The organism is Lysinibacillus telephonicus, assembly GCF_003966145.1.
In the GTDB taxonomy this organism is placed as follows: domain Bacteria; phylum Bacillota; class Bacilli; order Bacillales_A; family Planococcaceae; genus Ureibacillus; species Ureibacillus telephonicus.
The window spans coordinates 25,769-44,003 of record NZ_RXNR01000021.1 but is presented as its reverse complement, the minus strand read 5'-3'; the positions used below and the strand labels follow the sequence as shown (position 1 = coordinate 44,003).

The 18,235-nt window shown below is 35.8% G+C and carries 15 protein-coding genes; 14 read left to right on the top strand and 1 reads right to left on the bottom strand.

The genetic code is table 11. The annotated features are described in order from the left end of the window. The first annotated feature begins 401 nt into the window (after window positions 1-401). Window positions 402-2,594: an outer membrane protein assembly factor BamB family protein gene (locus EKG35_RS09315; RefSeq protein ID WP_126294173.1), complete on the top strand. Its 2,193-nt coding sequence runs from the start codon at window positions 402-404 to the stop codon at window positions 2,592-2,594. Between the two features lie 184 nt (window positions 2,595-2,778). Here the strand turns inward: EKG35_RS09315 and EKG35_RS09310 are convergent, their stop codons facing one another. After that, entirely contained in the window at window positions 2,779-3,627 is an 849-nt protein-coding gene (locus tag EKG35_RS09310) for a YitT family protein (RefSeq protein ID WP_126294172.1), read from the bottom strand. 134 nt (window positions 3,628-3,761) lie between these two features. Between EKG35_RS09310 and EKG35_RS09305 the strand changes: the two genes are divergently transcribed. The 13 genes from EKG35_RS09305 (at window position 3,762) to EKG35_RS09245 (ending at window position 18,203) form a co-directional block, all read left to right on the top strand. Further along, entirely contained in the window at window positions 3,762-4,100 is a 339-nt protein-coding gene (locus EKG35_RS09305; RefSeq protein WP_126294171.1) for a nucleotide pyrophosphohydrolase, read from the top strand. Then, window positions 4,097-4,894 carry a 4-hydroxy-tetrahydrodipicolinate reductase gene (dapB, locus tag EKG35_RS09300; RefSeq protein ID WP_126294170.1) on the top strand — a complete coding sequence of 266 codons (798 nt, stop codon included), beginning with the start codon at window positions 4,097-4,099 and terminating at the stop codon, window positions 4,892-4,894. The genes EKG35_RS09305 and dapB overlap by 4 nt, the downstream gene beginning before the upstream one ends. Window positions 4,895-4,909: 15 nt before the next feature. After that, the gene (gene mgsA / locus EKG35_RS09295; protein ID WP_126294169.1) at window positions 4,910-5,314 is read left to right on the top strand and encodes a methylglyoxal synthase; all 405 of its coding nucleotides are present in this window, start codon (window positions 4,910-4,912) and stop codon (window positions 5,312-5,314) included. 186 nt (window positions 5,315-5,500) lie between these two features. After that, window positions 5,501-6,637: an N-acetyl-alpha-D-glucosaminyl L-malate synthase BshA gene (bshA, locus tag EKG35_RS09290; RefSeq protein ID WP_126294168.1), complete on the top strand. Its 1,137-nt coding sequence runs from the start codon at window positions 5,501-5,503 to the stop codon at window positions 6,635-6,637. Beyond that, window positions 6,634-7,818 (top strand): CCA tRNA nucleotidyltransferase, encoded by a 1,185-nt coding sequence (locus tag EKG35_RS09285; protein WP_126294167.1) that lies wholly within the window; start codon window positions 6,634-6,636, stop codon window positions 7,816-7,818. The genes bshA and EKG35_RS09285 overlap by 4 nt, the downstream gene beginning before the upstream one ends. Continuing rightward, the gene (locus tag EKG35_RS09280; protein ID WP_126294166.1) at window positions 7,796-8,779 is read left to right on the top strand and encodes a biotin--[acetyl-CoA-carboxylase] ligase; all 984 of its coding nucleotides are present in this window, start codon (window positions 7,796-7,798) and stop codon (window positions 8,777-8,779) included. Before EKG35_RS09285 ends, EKG35_RS09280 begins: the two co-directional genes overlap by 23 nt. Window positions 8,780-9,411: 632 nt before the next feature. Continuing rightward, on the top strand, window positions 9,412-10,251 hold the full coding sequence (gene panB / locus EKG35_RS09275; protein ID WP_126294165.1) for a 3-methyl-2-oxobutanoate hydroxymethyltransferase: 840 nt from the start codon (window positions 9,412-9,414) through the stop codon (window positions 10,249-10,251). After that, a complete protein-coding gene (panC, locus tag EKG35_RS09270; RefSeq protein ID WP_126294164.1) occupies window positions 10,248-11,102 on the top strand; it encodes a pantoate--beta-alanine ligase in 855 nt (284 codons plus the stop codon). Before panB ends, panC begins: the two co-directional genes overlap by 4 nt. Further along, window positions 11,102-11,485 (top strand): aspartate 1-decarboxylase, encoded by a 384-nt coding sequence (gene panD, locus EKG35_RS09265; RefSeq protein WP_126294163.1) that lies wholly within the window; start codon window positions 11,102-11,104, stop codon window positions 11,483-11,485. The genes panC and panD overlap by 1 nt, the downstream gene beginning before the upstream one ends. A gap of 535 nt (window positions 11,486-12,020) precedes the next feature. Beyond that, window positions 12,021-13,298 carry a uracil/xanthine transporter gene (locus EKG35_RS09260; protein WP_126294162.1) on the top strand — a complete coding sequence of 426 codons (1,278 nt, stop codon included), beginning with the start codon at window positions 12,021-12,023 and terminating at the stop codon, window positions 13,296-13,298. Between the two features lie 370 nt (window positions 13,299-13,668). Beyond that, window positions 13,669-16,485, top strand: coding sequence for an ATP-dependent DNA helicase DinG (dinG, locus tag EKG35_RS09255; protein WP_126294161.1), 2,817 nt, complete (start codon window positions 13,669-13,671; stop codon window positions 16,483-16,485). Between the two features lie 27 nt (window positions 16,486-16,512). Further along, window positions 16,513-16,995 (top strand): cell wall elongation regulator TseB-like domain-containing protein, encoded by a 483-nt coding sequence (locus EKG35_RS09250; protein WP_126294160.1) that lies wholly within the window; start codon window positions 16,513-16,515, stop codon window positions 16,993-16,995. A gap of 14 nt (window positions 16,996-17,009) precedes the next feature. Continuing rightward, entirely contained in the window at window positions 17,010-18,203 is a 1,194-nt protein-coding gene (locus EKG35_RS09245; RefSeq protein ID WP_126294159.1) for a pyridoxal phosphate-dependent aminotransferase, read from the top strand. Window positions 18,204-18,235: the final 32 nt, after the last annotated feature.

The following is an 18,235-nucleotide window of genomic DNA, read 5'->3' as shown; positions in this document are numbered from 1 at the left end:
ATAATTTGGAGGCAAGCCTTAGCAAATTTTAGCTTGTGTTTGAAAGAAACAATTAATAGGATTGGTTTTAGAGTGTAGACAAGTCAAAAACGACTTATCTACACTTTTTCATTTTAAAAATAATTAGAAGCAACTAGTCAAACAGTTTACTCCTTCATCAAAACTGTGAAGATCATCATTATTTCTGCACCGAATTTAATGACAATTATATATGAAAACAGGTAGAAACCAATCGAAATGATTGGCTTTTTATTTTTGTAAAAAAATATGTAAATTCTGTGAAAATTTTATCTGTAAAAAATACTACATTTTATATGTCGGTAATATGATGTAGAAATAAAGTTTCATTATGAAAGCGCTTAAGAAAGTGCTTAACATAAATAAATTAAAGGGGTGAGACAATGAAAAGTAGCTCTTCAAAGGTGCTAGTGTTTGGTTTCATCGTATTAATTATTCTACTCGGCATTGCTTTTTATGCAGGGGCATTAACGAAACATTTCATTACCCTAGATCAAATAGAAGAAGGCACTGAGCGATTTTCGCTCAATTCAACTAATGAAGAAAATGTAACGAATGGTATTAATCCTGCACAGCCAAATATTGATGTAAGTTATGCAAAAGACGAATGGGTTACCCATGGTGGAGATTATTTTAATCGTCGCTTTTCAGAACTCGAACAAATAAACATCGATACAATAAAAAATTTGAAACCTCAATGGGTAACAAGCTTAGGAGCTAGTTTAGACATGAAGTTTTCTGGTGAAGCAACACCGATTGTTGTTGACGGAGTTATGTATATTGCTACTGGAGAAAACGATGTATTAGCTTTAGATGCAAAAACAGGTCAAAAAATTTGGGAATACCGACCAGAAATTGAACAAAAACTTGATACAGTTTGTTGTGGATGGACTACAAGAGGGGTAGCAGTTGCAGATGGTAAAGTTTTTGCAGGGCTTCTTGATGCTAGATTAGTAGCATTAGATCAAAAAACTGGGGAAGTGTTGTGGGAAACTGAGGTTGCTGATTGGGAAGAAGGCTATACAATTACAAGTGCTCCATTATATTATAACGGTAAAGTGTATACAGGAGTTGCTGGAGGGGAATATGGAATCCGAGGTCGAATTATGGCCTATGATGCAGATTACGGTCATGAAGTATGGAGATGGTATTCCATTCCTTCACCGTATGAAGAAAACGGGGATACTTGGCCAGATGATGAGGACAAAAACTGGCTGCATGGGGGTGCTCCAATATGGAATACGCCGGCAGTTGATCCTGAGCTTGGATACATTTACTTTGTAACAGGAAATACTGCACCAGATTTAGATGGAAGTAAACGCGAGGGTGACAATTTATATGCAAACTCCATAATAGCTCTTAATGCAGAAACGGGCGAGTATATTTGGCATTTCCAACAAGTACATCATGATATATGGGATTTGGATCCGACTAATCCTGTCATTTTGTTTGATGTTGAAATTAATGGGGAAACGAGAAAAGCTCTTGGGGAAGCAGGAAAAACCGGATGGATTTATTTCTTGGATCGAACAAATGGAGAGCCTTTAATTGGCATTGAAGAAAAGCCTGTTCCTCAGCTTGCGGAACAAAAAACTTCTCCAACACAACCATTCCCTGTAGGAGATTCATTTGTGCCGCAGGAGGTTACGGCAGAAGATATTGAACGTGATTTAGGAGAAAATTTTGAAGGGAAGACTGGTTCAATTTTTACTCCATTTTGGGATGAACCGGTTACTTTAAAACCATCAGCATTTGGTGGTGCAAACTGGCCGCCTTCCGCTTATTCACCTGAAACTGAATACTTTTATGTATTAGGTACAGATTCCTACAGTGCATTAACTAGACAGGACGAACAGGCATATGAAGAGGGTGGAGAATGGCATGGAAGTATTTTCGTACCAGTGAGTGGTGCACCAAGACGTGGAACAATTACAGCAATGGATGTAAAAACGAATAGAATTGCTTGGCAAGTAAAATGGGAGGATAATGCATATTCAGGTGTTCTTGCAACAGCAGGAGATTTAATCTTTGTAGGTCACAATGATGGTAGACTTATCGCATTCAATGCTAAAACGGGTGATGAAGTATGGAATTATAAAATGGATGCCGGTGGAAACGCCCCATCTGTTACTTACGAAATTGACGGTGAACAATACCTTTCAATTTTTGCTGCAGGTAATTCTCTAGCAGGTTCTGCCCATGGAGACAAAGTATATACTTTTAAACTAAACGGAACGTGGAATGGAACGCCAATTGATGCTTCTCAAGACAGTAAGGGTAAACAAGTGGAATCTGAGCAAAAAGATACTACCGGCAGTACTTCAGATCCGTATGAACTAGGAATATCAGTTTATGAAAGCAATTGTTTATCCTGCCATGGAAATATGGGGGCAAACGGTCATAATGGACCTAATTTACAACAAAGTGTGTTTTCTGAAAACTATAATAATGTAGTAGAGCAAGTTAAAAATGGTGATACAACGATGCCGGCATTTGGAACGATTTTATCAGAAGAAGAAATCGAGGCAGTTGCTCGTTATGTCAACGAAGTGCTGACAAAAGCAGATGAAGACTAAAAAATGAAGAGGCAAAGCATTTAACACTTTGCCTCTGCTTCTTTAGTCTATCGGTGCTTAAATGTACAGCTTCTACGGTAATAAAACAATGCACTCCCTCGAGAGTGGGAGGTGCTGATGTTAATTATCAAATTAGCTTTGCCACATCAAGAACAAAAGGCTTTTTGAACGATCCCTTCTTAATTTATTCATCAATTCTAAATCCTTCACCCGTTACATCATTTACATCAACAATTGAAACAAATGCATTTGGATCAATTGAACGGATGATGGACTTCAAACGAACAACTTCATTACGAGCAACGATACAGTATAAAACATCTTTCGATTGTTTCGTATAATGCCCATAGCCGTGAAAAACTGTAATGCCTCTCTCCATTTTTTCAGAAATATAATTGGCAATTTCTTCTGGTTTATTTGAAATAATCAGTGCAGCTTTTGCAGAATAAGCCCCCTCTTGAACCATATCAATTACTCTTGCTCCTAAATATACTGCTACTAGTGTGTACATCATTGAACGTGCGTCTAAGAAAGTAATCCATGATACGGTAATGACAAAGGCATCAAACATAAACATAGTTCGCCCCATGCTCCAGCCGAGGTACTTGTGTGCAACACGAGCAATAATATCAACACCACCCGTAGTTCCACCGCAACGGAATATAATACCTAGTCCGACACCAACAAAAACCCCTGCAAACAAAGATGCTAGTAGTAAATCATTTTGCAAGTTAAGTGCAACTTCATAATGCTGAAAGACTCTTAGAAAAACTGAAACAGCTACAGTGCCAATAATCGTATATATAAATTCTTTACGACTAAATTGTCGCCAGCCTATTATAAACATAGGGATATTAAGAATTAAATTCATTAGAGCTGGATCCCAATGAAGTGTAAAATATAAAATTAGGGTAATACCACTAAATCCGCCCTCACCAAGTTCATTTTGCATATTAAAATGTACAAAACCGAAACTATAGATTGCAGCGCCAAGTAATATACCAAGAATATTACGGATTTTTAGTCCAAACAAAAAGATGCCTCCAATCTCTAGTGAAAAAATATTTTCTTTTCTACCATTGTACTGTACGATTTATTATGTTGCATTTTTCATCTTTTGACAACTATAGGTCAAATTATTTACGATGATGGTAGGAGCGTGGTATGATGTCGAATGATATTTCATTGCAACTATTACAGAAAAAAGTAGATAATTATATTGGCCAATTTAAAGAAGGATATTTTCCTCCATTTGAATTGCTGGCAAGAATGACAGAAGAGCTAGGGGAATTATCGCGTGAAGTACAGGATGTATATGGTCAAAAAAAGAAAAAAGCTACTGAATCGAAAAATAGTATTGAAGAAGAGTTAGGAGATCTATTCTTTGTATTAGTATGTTTTGCAAATGCACAAAATATCCGATTAGACGAAGCCCTATTAAAGGTAATCAATAAATTTGAAACGAGAGATAAAGATCGTTGGACAAGAAAGGACGAACTAGAATGACAATCCGAGTAGCTATAGCAGGTGCAAGAGGCAAGATGGGATCAGAAGCAGTAAAAACAGTTTGTAATCGCGATGGAATGGAACTTGTAGCTGCTTTAGATTATAAGCATGTTGGAGAAAGTTTAGCGGAGCTGGAAATGTTTCCTCCTAACTTAGATGTTCCAATTTTTACAGATCTTACGCAATTAATAACAGAAACGAATCCAGATGTATTAATTGATTTAACAAATCCTCAGTCAGTTTATGAGCATACAAAAGTTGCAATGTTACATAATGTTCGTACAGTTGTTGGTACTACTGGTTTTACGGATGAACAATTAGAAGAATTAACAGTCCTTGCCAAGGAAAATAAAATTGGTTGTATTATTGCTCCAAACTTTGCCATCGGTGCAATTTTAATGATGAAATTTGCAAAAGAAGCTGCAAAATATATGCCGAATATCGAAATTATCGAATTGCATCATGACCGCAAGCTAGACGCTCCATCTGGTACTGCTAAGAAAACGGCGCAAATGATTGCAGAAGTTCGAGAAGAGAGAAAACAAGGGCATGAATTCGAAGAAGAAACAATGGTTGGTGCAAGAGGAGCAGACTTCGAAGGAATGCGTATTCATTCTGTACGTTTGCCTGGGTTAGTTGCACATCAGGAAGTACTATTTGGCGGCGACGGGCAAATGCTGACAATTCGCCACGATTCTTATAATCGTGAATCATTCATGGGTGGCGTAATGTTCTGTGTAGAAACTGTTATGACATTGGAAGAACTTGTTTATGGACTAGAAAACATCCTTTAAGAATGGAGATTTAAAATGAAAATAGCCTTAATTGCTCATGATCGAAAAAAAGATAGTCTAGTTGAGTTTGCAATCGCATATAAAGAGATATTACGACAACATAAGCTATTTGCAACAGGTACAACTGGACAGCGTATTCAAGATGAAGTCGGGTTAGAGGTGACAAGATTCCGTTCTGGTCCACTTGGTGGAGATCAGCAAATTGGCTCCATGATTGCGAATAATGATATGGATATGGTATTTTTCTTCCGTGATCCATTGACAGCACAGCCTCATGAACCAGATGTAACGGCTCTTGTTCGTTTATGCGATGTTTATCATATTCCTTTAGCAACCAATATGGGAACTGCTGAAATCCTACTTAAAGGATTACAAGAAGGTTTTGTCGATTGGAGACTAATTCAGGAAAGAAGAAAGTAACGCAAACAAGTTAAAAATTTATTTAAGCTGAATAACGAGAACTTCTGGCGGATGCTTCTTTTCGTTTTGGCAAAGAACAAAATAAAGCAAAATGAATTACACATATTTAATTCTTCTTTCATTTTATTGGCAATCAATAAAAGATTTAGGTAATTAAATATAATGTAAAGAGAGGATGAACGTCGGATGAGAAAGTTAAAAATTGGTATTACATGTTATCCAACAGTTGGAGGATCCGGGGTTATTGCTACTGAGCTAGGAAAAATGCTAGCAGAAAGAGGTCACGAAATTCATTTCATTACCTCAAGCGTACCATTTCGACTGAAAAAAATTTATCCGAACGTATTTTTCCACGAGGTAGAAGTAAATAATTATTCAGTATTTCAATACCCGCCATATGACATTGCACTAGCAAGTAAAATGGCGGATGTGATTAAAGATGAAAAATTAGATGTACTACATGTTCACTACGCAATACCACATGCAGTATGTGCGGTGCTTGCCCGTGAAATGTGCGGAGAAAATATAGGGATAGTAACAACTTTACATGGAACAGATATTTCCGTTTTAGGGCAAGATTCAACACTTGCTCAGGCCATTAAATATGGCATTGAGAAATCAGATATTGTGACCGCTGTATCAAATTCTTTAAAGCAGCAAACTTATGACTTAATTGGTACGACGAAAAAAATAGAAACGGTTTATAACTTTGTTGATGAATCTGTTTTTAAACCTATTGAAGTAGTAAATTTAAAAGAACAATTTGGCATTAAAGAAGACGAACGAGTACTGATTCATGTTTCAAACTTCCGTAAAATTAAAAATTTGCCTGATATTTTAAGTGTCTTTATGAAAATACGGGATAACATGCCTGCGAAATTATTGCTTGTAGGTGATGGTCCAGAAAAGCATCGTATTATGGAACAAGTAAAATTGTCTTCTGTAAAAAATGATGTGCTATTTTTAGGAAAACAGGAGAATGTTGCAGAGCTTTTCAGTATAAGTGATTTGAAATTATTACTTTCTGAAAAAGAGTCGTTTGGATTAGTGCTGCTGGAAGCGATGGCTTGTGGTGTACCTGGAATCGGTACGAATATTGGAGGAATACCGGAAGTAATAGAGCATGGCGTCAACGGTTATGTAGCAGAACTTGGAGATGTTGATCAAGCAGCCATCTATGCTCTTGATTTATTAACAGATGAAGAAAAACTAATGCGTTTCCGACAAGCTGCGATTAATACAGTTCAAACAAAATTTCTAACAAAACCGATTATTGACCATTATGAACAACTATATGAACGATTGGTGGCACTGCGAGTATGATAAAAAGTCAGGAATGGCACGTTGCACTGCGCGTAATTGATAAAATTGAAAAAGCGGGTTTTGAGGCTTACATTGTGGGCGGTGCAGTAAGGGACCATCTATTAAACAAAAAAGTCAATGATGTCGATGTAGCAACAAGTGCATTACCTACTGATATAAAACAAATTTTCTCATCAACAGTTGATGTAGGTATCGAACATGGTACAATTTTAGTTCTAGATGAAGGTCAGCCAATCGAAGTAACAACATTTCGCACAGAGGGTACATACATTGACTATCGTAGACCAGAAGAAGTTACATTTGTTCGAAGCCTTGAACAAGATTTACAACGTCGAGACTTTACCATCAATGCAATGGCAGTTTCCAAAGATGGGACCATTATTGACTTATTTGGCGGTATAGATGATATAAAAAAACGTGTCATTCGTGCAGTTGGTGACCCCAATGTGCGCTTTCGAGAAGATGCCTTACGTATGTTAAGGGCAATTCGCTTTAGTGCACAGCTAGGCTTTTCCATTGAAGAAAATACGATGAAGGCCATACAAAAAGACAGTGATTTAATCGAGTTTATTGCGAGAGAACGAATTTCAATGGAATTGTCAAAAATATGGAAAAGTGAAAATTCCTTTGTCGGAATTAAAACCTTAATCGAAAGTCAGTTGGCAAAATATTTGTATGGCAACTTTAAGAATACTTTAAGCAATTGGAAGGACTTTCAAACTACTAAGTCTGAAGTTGGTTGGGCATATTTATGCTTAATTAATCGAACTGACATTCAAACGATATTCGATTTTTACCGATTATCGAAAAAGGAAAAAACGTTTGTCCGAAATGTATTAAATGCATATAATAGTTTCCTTAAAAAATGGACAGTTATGGATTATTTTTCATATGATTTGTTTGTACTAGAGACAGCTTATGACTTTGCAATTTGGCAAAAGCACAATGTACCTTTTGAAAAAGAACATATTGCACAAACAAAAGCACGTTTGCCAATCCAATCAATCGATCAGCTGGCGATTAATGGCAACCATTTAATGAATTGGTCGTCCAAAAAAAGTGGGCCATGGATTAAAGTAGCTTTAGATGCTGCAACGATGGCTGTGTTAAGTGGAGCAGTAAAAAATGAAGAAGTAATGTTGAAGGAATGGTTTTTAAATGACTTTATCAATGAAGGATGAAATACTGAAACGTTTCCTTTTTGCTAATGGAGAGCCGCTTTCTGGCCAATATTTAGCAGAACAATTAGGAATATCCCGAACAGCTATATGGAAGCATCTGCAAACCTTGCAAGAGGAAGGCTATACATTTGATACAATAAAGAAAAAGGGTTATATATTAACAGCGAAGCCTGATAAAGTGGATCCTGCTAGAATTACTTCATTTCTTGCCACTAAACGCTTTGGCCAATCGATTCACTATTTAGAGGAATGTACTTCCACTCAAACGATTGCACATGAATTAGCACGGCAAGGTGCTGTTGATGGAACAATTGTTATTGCTGAAACTCAAACTGCTGGCAAAGGCAGAATGGCTCGTCCTTGGGAATCAACGGAAGGTAAAGGTATTTGGATGACGGTAATCATCAAACCCGATGTATTGCCGCATCAGGCACCACAATTTACTTTAGTAGCTGCTGTTGCAATTGTAAATGCTATGAAATCATTGTATACAAATTTCACTCCATATATTAAGTGGCCAAATGATATTTTAATTAAAGGTCGAAAATGTACAGGGATTTTGACTGAAATGATTGCAGAAATGGATCGTGTTCAAGCATTGCTCATCGGAATTGGCATTAATGTTAACCAGCAGCTTGCTGAGTTTCCAGAAGAACTGCAAACTATTGCCACATCTGTTTCAATTGAGGAAGGGCTGTCAATTGATCGTGCTCAGCTAGTTGCTGCAATATTAAATAATTTGGAACGTTATTCTGATCAATATATTCATGAAGGGTTTGCCCCAATAAAAACTTTATGGGAAGAGGCCTCTGGTACAATTGGAAAGCAAATAAAAGCAACTACTTTACGTGAAGTGATTGAAGGTAAAGCCATTGGGATAACGGATTCTGGGGTTCTGGAAATCAAGTTGGCAAATGGAGAAATAAAAAATGTCTACTCTGCTGATATTGAAATAAAATGATCTTTAATCGGTAGGTTCTTGTACCTAACTTTTGTCTTTAAGTATAAAAATTACTACCGTGTTAATGCCATAATATAAAAAAGAATATTAGTCTAAAAATTACTATACGTTTTCTTCAAAACTTGTTATAGTAGCGGTAAGGACAGTATCAACAATCTTCATTCAGTGGGGGTCTAAACCCCAACTGAATGAAGATAATGCCTCCGGCGAGTCATGCGATTTCGTAAAGGAGTTGTCTCGTGTAAACACGAGTCCTAAATCCGGACGCTGGTTTGCCAAGACGTAATTGATTTCATTGAACTGTACCGAAAAACCTTACAAACTACTAAAAAGATCTGCCTTGATCAAACAAAGACAGGGACGGAAGAAAACAACACGCGTTAAATTTGTAATTTTTCGTATGACGCTACCCTTCTGTCCATTTTGAGCAGAAGGGTATTTTTATTTGCGAATAGAAAAGGATAGTTTTTTGGGTATTCGCATAAGAAAAACAAGGATTTTAGCTATTAGGCAAAAATTTAGTTTTTCTAATTATTGAAATTCCAATTTAGGAAGTTGGAAGCAAAATGCGGGAAATTTCACTAATGCGTAATTAATCTTTGTTTTCTTCTTTCTAAAAGGAGGAAAAACAGATGAAAAGTACAAGTGATTTTTTGAAAATGAAGGCGCAAGGGGAAAAAATCGTCATGATTACAGCATATGATTACCCAGCCGCTAAATTTTCAGAAGAGTCGGGTGTCGATATGATTTTAGTCGGCGACTCTTTAGGAATGGTTGTTCTCGGCTATGATTCAACAATGCCAGTGACTGTTGAAGATATGATTCACCATTCAAAAGCGGTTCGGCGGGGAGCAAAGGATACATTTGTAGTAGTCGATATGCCGTTTGGTTCTTATCACGGAGATGTAAATAGCACATTAAATACCGCAGTAAGATTAATGCAGGAAACAGGTGCAAATGCTTTAAAACTTGAAGGTGCTGGTAAAGTCTGCGTAGCGATAAAAAAGTTAACGAGCGCAGGAATTCCAGTAGTGGCACATTTAGGTTTGCAGCCACAGTCAGCTGGTGTCCTAGGGGGCTACAAAGTACAAGGAAAGACGGCAGAACAAGCAACGAAAATAATACAAGATGCAAAAGCTTGTGAAGCTGCAGGAGCTTGTGCAGTCGTTCTGGAATGTATCCCATACCAGTTAACGGAAGCAATTTCAAAGGAATTAACAATACCAACAATAGGAATTGGAGCAGGCCCTCATGCAGATGGGCAAGTGCTTGTTTTCCACGATTTACTTCATTTTGGGAAACATCATATCCCAAAATTTGTAGAAGGCTTTGCATTTGTAGGTGATGAGGTCGAGCGCGGCATAAAAGCATATACAGATGCAGTAAGAAAAAAAGAGTTCCCAACTATTGCACATAGCTTCACGATGAAGGAAGAAGCATTAGCGCAAATTTACGGGGGCGTTAAATATTGAAAGTCATTACAACGATAGAGCAACTAAAATTAATTATAAAAAAAGAAAAATCAGAAGGGAAAACAATTGGGCTTGTTCCAACAATGGGCTACTTGCATGAAGGACATTTAACATTAGCCAGTAATGCGCGGCTTGAAAATGATGTTGTAGTGATGAGTATTTTTGTCAATCCAACACAGTTTGGACCAAATGAAGATTTTGAATCTTATCCACGAGATTTAGAACGTGACAAAAAACTTGCTGAATCAGCGGGGGTAGACATTATTTTTGCGCCGGACATTGAGGAAATGTATCCGACAGATGGAGGCATTAAAATTCGTGCGGGAAGACAGGCGGAGATTTTATGCGGCGCCTCAAGACCGGGACATTTTGATGGGGTTCTTCAGGTAGTATCAAAATTATTTCATATAGTAGAACCGACTAGAGCATATTTTGGTCAAAAGGATGCACAACAAGTTGCTATTATACAAACACTTGTTAGAGATTACAATTTCCCATTAGAAATTCGTACGGTTCCAATTGTACGTGAAGAAGATGGGTTGGCAAAATCCTCACGAAATGTTTATTTAACTGAGGTCGAGCGCAAAGAAGCACCAGCCATTTATGAGGCATTGCTCATTGCCAAGGAACAATTTGAAGCAAATCAAAATAGTGAGGTAGCAATTGATTCTGCAACGAAGCATATTGAAAAATATACATCCGGTAAAATCGATTATTTGCAAATTTTAGCTTATCCAGATTTAAAACCTGTTACTGATAAAACAAAACAATATCTAATTGCGGCAGCAGTCTATATCGGAAAAACAAGATTAATAGATAATATTATTTTTTCATTAAAAGGGGAAGCATAATGTTTAGAATGATGATGAATAGTAAAATACACCGTGCACAAGTAACGCAGGCAGACTTAAATTATGTAGGATCCATTACAATTGATGAAGATATTCTTGATGCTGTAGGAATGCTGCCAAATGAAAAGGTTCATGTTGTAAATAACAATAATGGTGCAAGATTTGAAACATATATTATAGCAGGAGAACGAGGAAGTGGTGTTATTTGTGTAAATGGTGCTGCTGCGAGACTTGTTCAAAAAGGTGATATCGTAATAATTATTTCCTATGTCTACGTCACGAATGAGGAAGCAGCAAATCATCAACCGACAGTAGCAATAATGGGGGAGCGTAATACGATTAAAGAAATGATTCATTACGAGCCAGAAGCAACGGTGAAATAAAAATTATTATTGCTTTTTCTTCATAAATTAGTTATAATGTTCTTTGGTGCCAAACCAAGTAAAGTATATACTTTACAAACAAAGCATTCATTACGACACGGATTTGTCGGAATGCTTATGTAGCGAGCAGGGAGATGAGCCCCTGCTCTTTTTATTTTATTGATAAATATTCTCTTTACATAATTTCTGAACTAAACCTCGAATAAGGTTACTTTAATAAAGTGCCTTTTTTGAGGTTTTTAAGCTTTAAATGAGCTATCGTTCGTAAATCTTAAGTCTAAATATTAGGTAGGAATAACTTATAATTATATATAGAAATATTTAGTAATTTGTTTTACCATATGGATATGGTTTCCAATAATATGGAAACCATGTTTTTTATTATGTATCGGTGGGAGTTTGTAAGGGGCAAATCTTTCAACCGGTAAATTAAAGTATAGATGGGGGGATATACTTTGAACAATCAAATTCATTTTATTAGTAAAGGATCTATCCAGTATTTTTGTAAATTAATGCGAAAGGCTGGTGGAGTCTTTTGAATCAGTTATCTTATTTAACAACAGCCTTTGCTTCGTTGCAGTGGTTATTTTTTATTTTTGCCAATACGATAGTTGTGCCTATTTCAGTTGGGACTGCTTTTGATTTACCACAAAGCGAGATTGCAACTATCCTTAGAAGTTCTTTAATCTTTACTGGAATAGCTTGTATGCTACAAGGATATATTGGACACCGTTATCCATTAATGGAAGGGCATTCAGGGGTTATGTGGGGATTGGTGTTAAACCTTTGTTTGTCGGCTTCAGCAATGGGCATGAGTCTTCCAGCTATTGGTGGTGGTATCGCAACAGGAATGTTGTTAGCAGGGGCAGTTGTATTAATTTTAGGTGCTTTTAAGCTTGTAAGCTACATACAAAAGATTTTCACTCCAATGGTCATGACTGTATATTTATTTTTATTAACATTTCAACTTATAATTATATTTTTTACCGGGATGCTAAAGGTTTCTCCAGAGGGTGAACTTGATATACCGATAAGTTTATTTTCTGTTGGTATTGTACTTTTAGTAAGTTTTATTAAGATTAAAGGGAAAAATCTTATTAGTAATTTTGCTATATTAATAGGAATGGTTGTCGGTTGGATTTTATATTTACTCCTATTTCCTACAGAACAAGCAATATCTACTCAAGGTTCTTTAAGTTTAACGTTATTTCCGTTAGGTACACCTAATTTAAATATTGGGATTATTGCGATTACATTTTTAGCAAGTATTATTAATTTAAGTAATACGATTGCTTCTGTTCAAGCTGCGTCAAATCTTCTTGAAGAAAAGATTTCTCAAAGTTCCTTGGATAGATCTTATTTACTTACAGGCAGCTACTCAATTGTTGCCGCCGTATTAGGACTTGTCTCTTATGCACCATTTGCTTCTTCAATTGGATTTTTGGAAAGTACTCGAATTTTTGATCGAAAACCGTTTATTATAGGTGGCGGACTAATGGCAGTTTTGGGGATTATCCCTTTTTTAGGATCACTATTAGCTACTTTGCCCGTTACAGTAGGTAATGCAGTGTTATTCGTGGCTTACCTACAATTATTTGGAACATCTTTAAAAAGTTTAAATGGCTACATTTTTAATTCGGTTACAATACATCGCCTAGCCGCACCGGTATTGATAGGTGTTTGTATTATGAATTTAGACGTTGACCTTTTTAAAATATTTCCTGTATATTTTCAGCCATTACTATCTAATGGTTTTATAATGGGTGTTCTTATCTCTGTAGGTTTAGAAATATTTATAAAGTGGGATGAATAAGTGGTTAGTTTTCTGAAAAATCTGATATAACTTAAAAAAAATAGCGTGTATCAATGATTACATGGCAATCATTTGATACATGCTTTATATTTTTATGCATAAATTCAGTGAGTTTTTAATTTTCGTATTTTTGTATTGCAGCGTTTTTGACAGAATTAAAACACATATATTTAATTTACATTCCCGTGTCAATTTAAATAAAATTATAGTGGCATTTTTTCTGATTAGTGAAAAACAAACAAGAAGTAATTGAATTGTATTTAATTGCTAAATAAATTATCAATTATAAAGCCTAGGTAAAGCATGACCGCTACATTTGAATATGATAAAATTCCATTATAATTATTTAAATTGTGAGTTGAGAAAAAAGATGGAAAGTCAAAAATATGCCATTGTTGATATTGAAACGACGGGTCATTCGCAAGCTACTGGCGATCGAATGATTCAAATAGCAATTGTAATTATGAAAGATTGGTGTATAGAGAAGACTTTTACATCTTTCATTCATCCAGGAAAACCAATTCCTTTATTTATTCAAGATTTAACAAATATTACTGATGCAGACGTAAAAGATGCATTGCCTTTTGAAGCACATGCTGACTATATATATGAATTGTTGCAAGATGCGATTTTTGTAGCACATAATACAGATTTCGATTTATCGTTTTTGCAAGCTGAATTCAAACGTGCCGGCATGCCGAAATGGAATGGCAAAAAGATTGATACGGTGGAGCTGGTAAAAATTTTATTTCCCAATTCATTAAGTTATAAACTTGGGGACTTGGCAGCAGATTTAAATATTCCATTAGAAAATGCGCACCGTGCAGATGATGATGCAAAAGCTTGTGCATTTCTTCTAAAAAGATGTTGGGAGGAATTGTTAACATTACCGCTTTCAACGTTGGAGCAGCTGCATAAAAAATCATTTCAGCTAAAAACAAATTTATCGCAATTATTTTTTGAAGCATTGCAATTGCGAAGAAATCAAGTTCAGGATGATTCAAATATCATTTATTACAAAAAAATAGCGTTAAGAAAACAATCCACTCATAAAAAAATTGAACAAAAGGAATTAAACTATCCAACTACAACTGATGAAAAAATTTCTTTATTAAATAAAAAGGTTCCAAATTTTGAAGAACGTCCAGAACAATTTCAAATGATGGATGCAATATGGAGAAATTTAAATAACAAATCTGAAGTTTTGATTGAAGCGTCAACGGGTATTGGAAAAACAATAGGTTACCTAATACCAACTATTATTTATGCAAAACAAAATAAAGGAAAAGTATGTATTAGTACGTATACATCCCATTTGCTTGAGCAGCTTTTATCAAGTGAGATTCCGAAGGCGGAAAAAATTTTAGGCACCCAAATTAACGTAACGCGTCTAAAAGGGAAGAAAAATTATATAGATGTCGGTGTCTTTGAGCAATTAATGAGATCAAAAGATTCTTCCTATGATGAGACTTTAACGATTTTACAAGTATTAGTATGGTTGACGAAAACAGAAACAGGTGATTTGTCTGAATTAAATGTTTCTGGCGGCGGACAATTATTTATCGATAAAATTCGAAAAAGCTCAGATACTCAACATCAAAAGAAAAACCGATTTGATTATTATGAGAGAGCAATTGATGAAAGTAAAGACGCCGATATCATCGTGACAAACCATTCGATGCTAATAGCCGATCTTGTGCGACACGAGCCAATCTTTCATCATATTGATGGCTGGGTAATTGATGAAGCACATCAATTTATTCAGGCAGCTGTAAACAGAGATGAATCGATATTTTCTTTTACAAATTGGAAGTATTTATTCGGTCAAATTGGACTGTCTACTGACAATCAATTATTATCAGTATTTCAAAAAATTGCTTTAAAGAAGCAGCGCGTCCCATTATCATTTTTTCATCAACTAGAAAAGAATTTTATTCGTATGGGTGAATTGTTTGATAAATCAATGCAGGAAATTTTGGTTTCCATTAAAGAAATCCCTCGCAATACAATGGGTGACACAAAGCAAACAGCCTTTTTATCAGAACTATCGCTAAATAAAGAATTATTAAGAAATGTATCAGATGTGATGCAAAGTTGGATTGATTTAGCTGAACAAGCTGCTGTCATTTTCAAAAAAGATATCGAGCAAATAGCTCCAGAGCATCAATTGATTTTAGAGCAATGGGAATACTGGGTTCGAGAATTTAAAGTGAAACTAGCAGAGTGGGAAGAAATTTTCCTAAAAGCAAATGAAGACTATTCAACTTGGATTGAGTTAGATCGTCGAAATGTCCCAGGTAGTATCCGTGTTTTGAAAAAACCAATTAATTTAGCAGCAACTATTCGGCAACTATTTGATCCGATTAGAAAAAATAACGCCATTATTTGGACGTCTGGAACATTAACAGTGCCAAATAATGATCGCTTTATTGCAAATCAGTTAGGTATTCATAATGAAGTGCCATTGCTTAAGCTTCAGGCTCCTGCCCATTACTATAAAGGTGCTCGAGCTTTTATCGTAAATGATATGCCAGACATTCAAACAGTATCACAGACTAATTATATAGAATCCGTGGCATTGGCTATTACAAGAATCGTACGCACAACTGAGGGTCGCTGTTTTGTTTTATTTACTTCACAAGATATGTTAAGAAAAACGGTGGAACTTATACAAGAAAGCGAGCTTCTTCATGATTATATGCTGTTTGCACAAGGGGTTACGAGCGGTAGCCGCATGCGTTTATTAAAATCTTTCCAAAAGTTTAGTCATTCTGTGTTATTTGGGACAAATAGTTTTTGGGAGGGGGTAGATGTTCCAGGGGAGGGGTTGTCCTCAGTTATTGTTGTACGCCTGCCATTTTCTGCTCCCGAAGAACCAACTTTTAAAGCAAAATCGCAAATATTGCAGCAGCAAGGTCGAAATGCATTTACAGAACTTTCATTACCAGAGGCAATATTACGCTTTAAACAAGGCTTTGGACGACTCATTCGATCCTCCCAAGACAAAGGAGTTTTTATTGTACTTGATCGCCGAATTGAAACGAAATCGTATGGAGTAGAATTTTTACGTGCATTACCTAACATTTCTGTGCATAAACTACCCCTTCAAGATATGGTTTTAGAGATAGAACATTGGTATAATATCAAAGATGAGGAAAGAAAGCAGGTAGACAAAAATGAAATATAATCAAGTTATTTATATAAAGGTGATTCAATGAAAAACTGGATAATTTTCATTTCCGTATTTATTCTATCTTTGTCACTTGTTATTTCAGTTCTCGTAATTTGGAAAGCCGATGCTCCATTTAATAAAATCGAGAAGCAAGCAGAAGAACTTGCAATATCATCAGGTTCGCTTGCTGAGGTATCGGAAAGCTATGTTTATAATGGTAATAAGCCGTATGTTACTGTTTTCGGGGTAGACGAAAATGGTAAAGAAAAAGCAGTTTTTGTTCCAACGAGTTTAGAAGAAAACTTAATTGAGGAAGTATTTATGCAGAACGGCATTACGGAGGAACAAGCTTTATCGGTTTTGAATAATGAAGAGGAAGTAAAAGAAATTCTTCATACAAAATTAGGCTTTGAGGATGTAGGTCCAGTTTGGGAAATTACGTATAAAAATGGATCCGAAAAATTAAATTATGTCTATATTTTGTTTGAGGATGGACAATGGTGGAAACGCATTTTGAACTTGTAGAGGAGTAGATTTTGATGAGAGATTTATTGGCAAATCGTGTAAAAACTTTAACACCATCTTCAACACTAGCTATTACTGCAAAAGCAAAAGAATTAAAGGCACAAGGTATTGATGTTATCGGATTAGGTGCAGGTGAACCTGACTTTAATACACCACAAAATATCCTTGATGCTGCAGCACAATCAATGGCGAAAGGCTTTACAAAATATACACCTGCTGGAGGTCTTCCGGCATTAAAGCAAGCTATAATCGACAAATTATCACGCGATAATCATTTATCATATAAACCAAATGAGATTATTGTTGGGATAGGAGCAAAGCATGTTCTTTACACGCTGTTCCAAGTTATTTTAAACGAGGGTGATGAAGTAATTATTCCAGCCCCTTATTGGGTTTCTTATCCTGAACAGGTAAAATTAGCAGGCGGTATACCCGTTTTCGTTGAAAGTACAAGTGAACAGAATTACAAAATTACAGCAGAACAATTACGCAATGCGATTACGGATAAAACAAAAGCTGTCATTATCAATTCACCAAGCAATCCTTCCGGTATGGTTTATTCTCGTGAAGAACTGACAGAACTGGCATCAGTTGCAGTTGAAAAAGATATTCTAATCGTATCAGATGAAATTTATGAAAAGCTTTTATACAATGGACTAGAACATTTCTCCATTGCACAGCTTTCTGATGAAGTAAAGACGCAAACAATTGTTGTAAATGGTGTAGCTAAATCTCACTCTATGACAGGATGGCGTATCGGATATGCAGCAGGTAATGCTGAAATTATTAAGTCTATGACGGATTTAGCCTCTCACTCAACTTCAAACCCAACAACTACTTCTCAATATGCAACAATTGAAGCATATAATGGACCACAGGATTCTGTTGAAGAGATGAGACGTGCTTTTGAATCTCGTTTAGAGGTAATCTATCCAAAATTAAGTGCGATTCCTGGATTTAAAGTATTAAAACCACAAGGTGCATTTTATCTGCTTCCTGATGTATCAGAGGCTGCTTTAAAAACAGGCTTTGATTCTGTAGATGATTTTGTTAGTGCTTTATTAACTGAAGCAAATGTTGCGGTAGTACCTGGATCAGGCTTTGGTGTACCATCAACAATTCGTCTAAGCTATGCGACATCTTTAGAATTACTTGAAGAAGCAGTGAGACGAATGGACAATTATGTGAAATCAAAATGGCAAGACTAATTTTTTGTTAAATACAAATAGATTGTAAACAA

Bases quoted from the DNA above. Each gene is read 5' to 3' on its own strand.
- EKG35_RS09315 (WP_126294173.1), top strand. From the start codon at position 402: ATGAAAAGTAGCTCTTCAAAGGTGCTAGTGTTTGGTTTCATCGTATTA.
- EKG35_RS09305 (WP_126294171.1), top strand. From the start codon at position 3,762: ATGTCGAATGATATTTCATTGCAACTATTACAGAAAAAAGTAGATAAT.
- dapB (WP_126294170.1), top strand. From the start codon at position 4,097: ATGACAATCCGAGTAGCTATAGCAGGTGCAAGAGGCAAGATGGGATCA.
- mgsA (WP_126294169.1), top strand. From the start codon at position 4,910: ATGAAAATAGCCTTAATTGCTCATGATCGAAAAAAAGATAGTCTAGTT.
- bshA (WP_126294168.1), top strand. From the start codon at position 5,501: ATGAGAAAGTTAAAAATTGGTATTACATGTTATCCAACAGTTGGAGGA.
- EKG35_RS09285 (WP_126294167.1), top strand. From the start codon at position 6,634: ATGATAAAAAGTCAGGAATGGCACGTTGCACTGCGCGTAATTGATAAA.
- EKG35_RS09280 (WP_126294166.1), top strand. From the start codon at position 7,796: ATGACTTTATCAATGAAGGATGAAATACTGAAACGTTTCCTTTTTGCT.
- panB (WP_126294165.1), top strand. From the start codon at position 9,412: ATGAAAAGTACAAGTGATTTTTTGAAAATGAAGGCGCAAGGGGAAAAA.
- panD (WP_126294163.1), top strand. From the start codon at position 11,102: ATGTTTAGAATGATGATGAATAGTAAAATACACCGTGCACAAGTAACG.
- dinG (WP_126294161.1), top strand. From the start codon at position 13,669: ATGGAAAGTCAAAAATATGCCATTGTTGATATTGAAACGACGGGTCAT.
- EKG35_RS09250 (WP_126294160.1), top strand. From the start codon at position 16,513: ATGAAAAACTGGATAATTTTCATTTCCGTATTTATTCTATCTTTGTCA.
- EKG35_RS09245 (WP_126294159.1), top strand. From the start codon at position 17,010: ATGAGAGATTTATTGGCAAATCGTGTAAAAACTTTAACACCATCTTCA.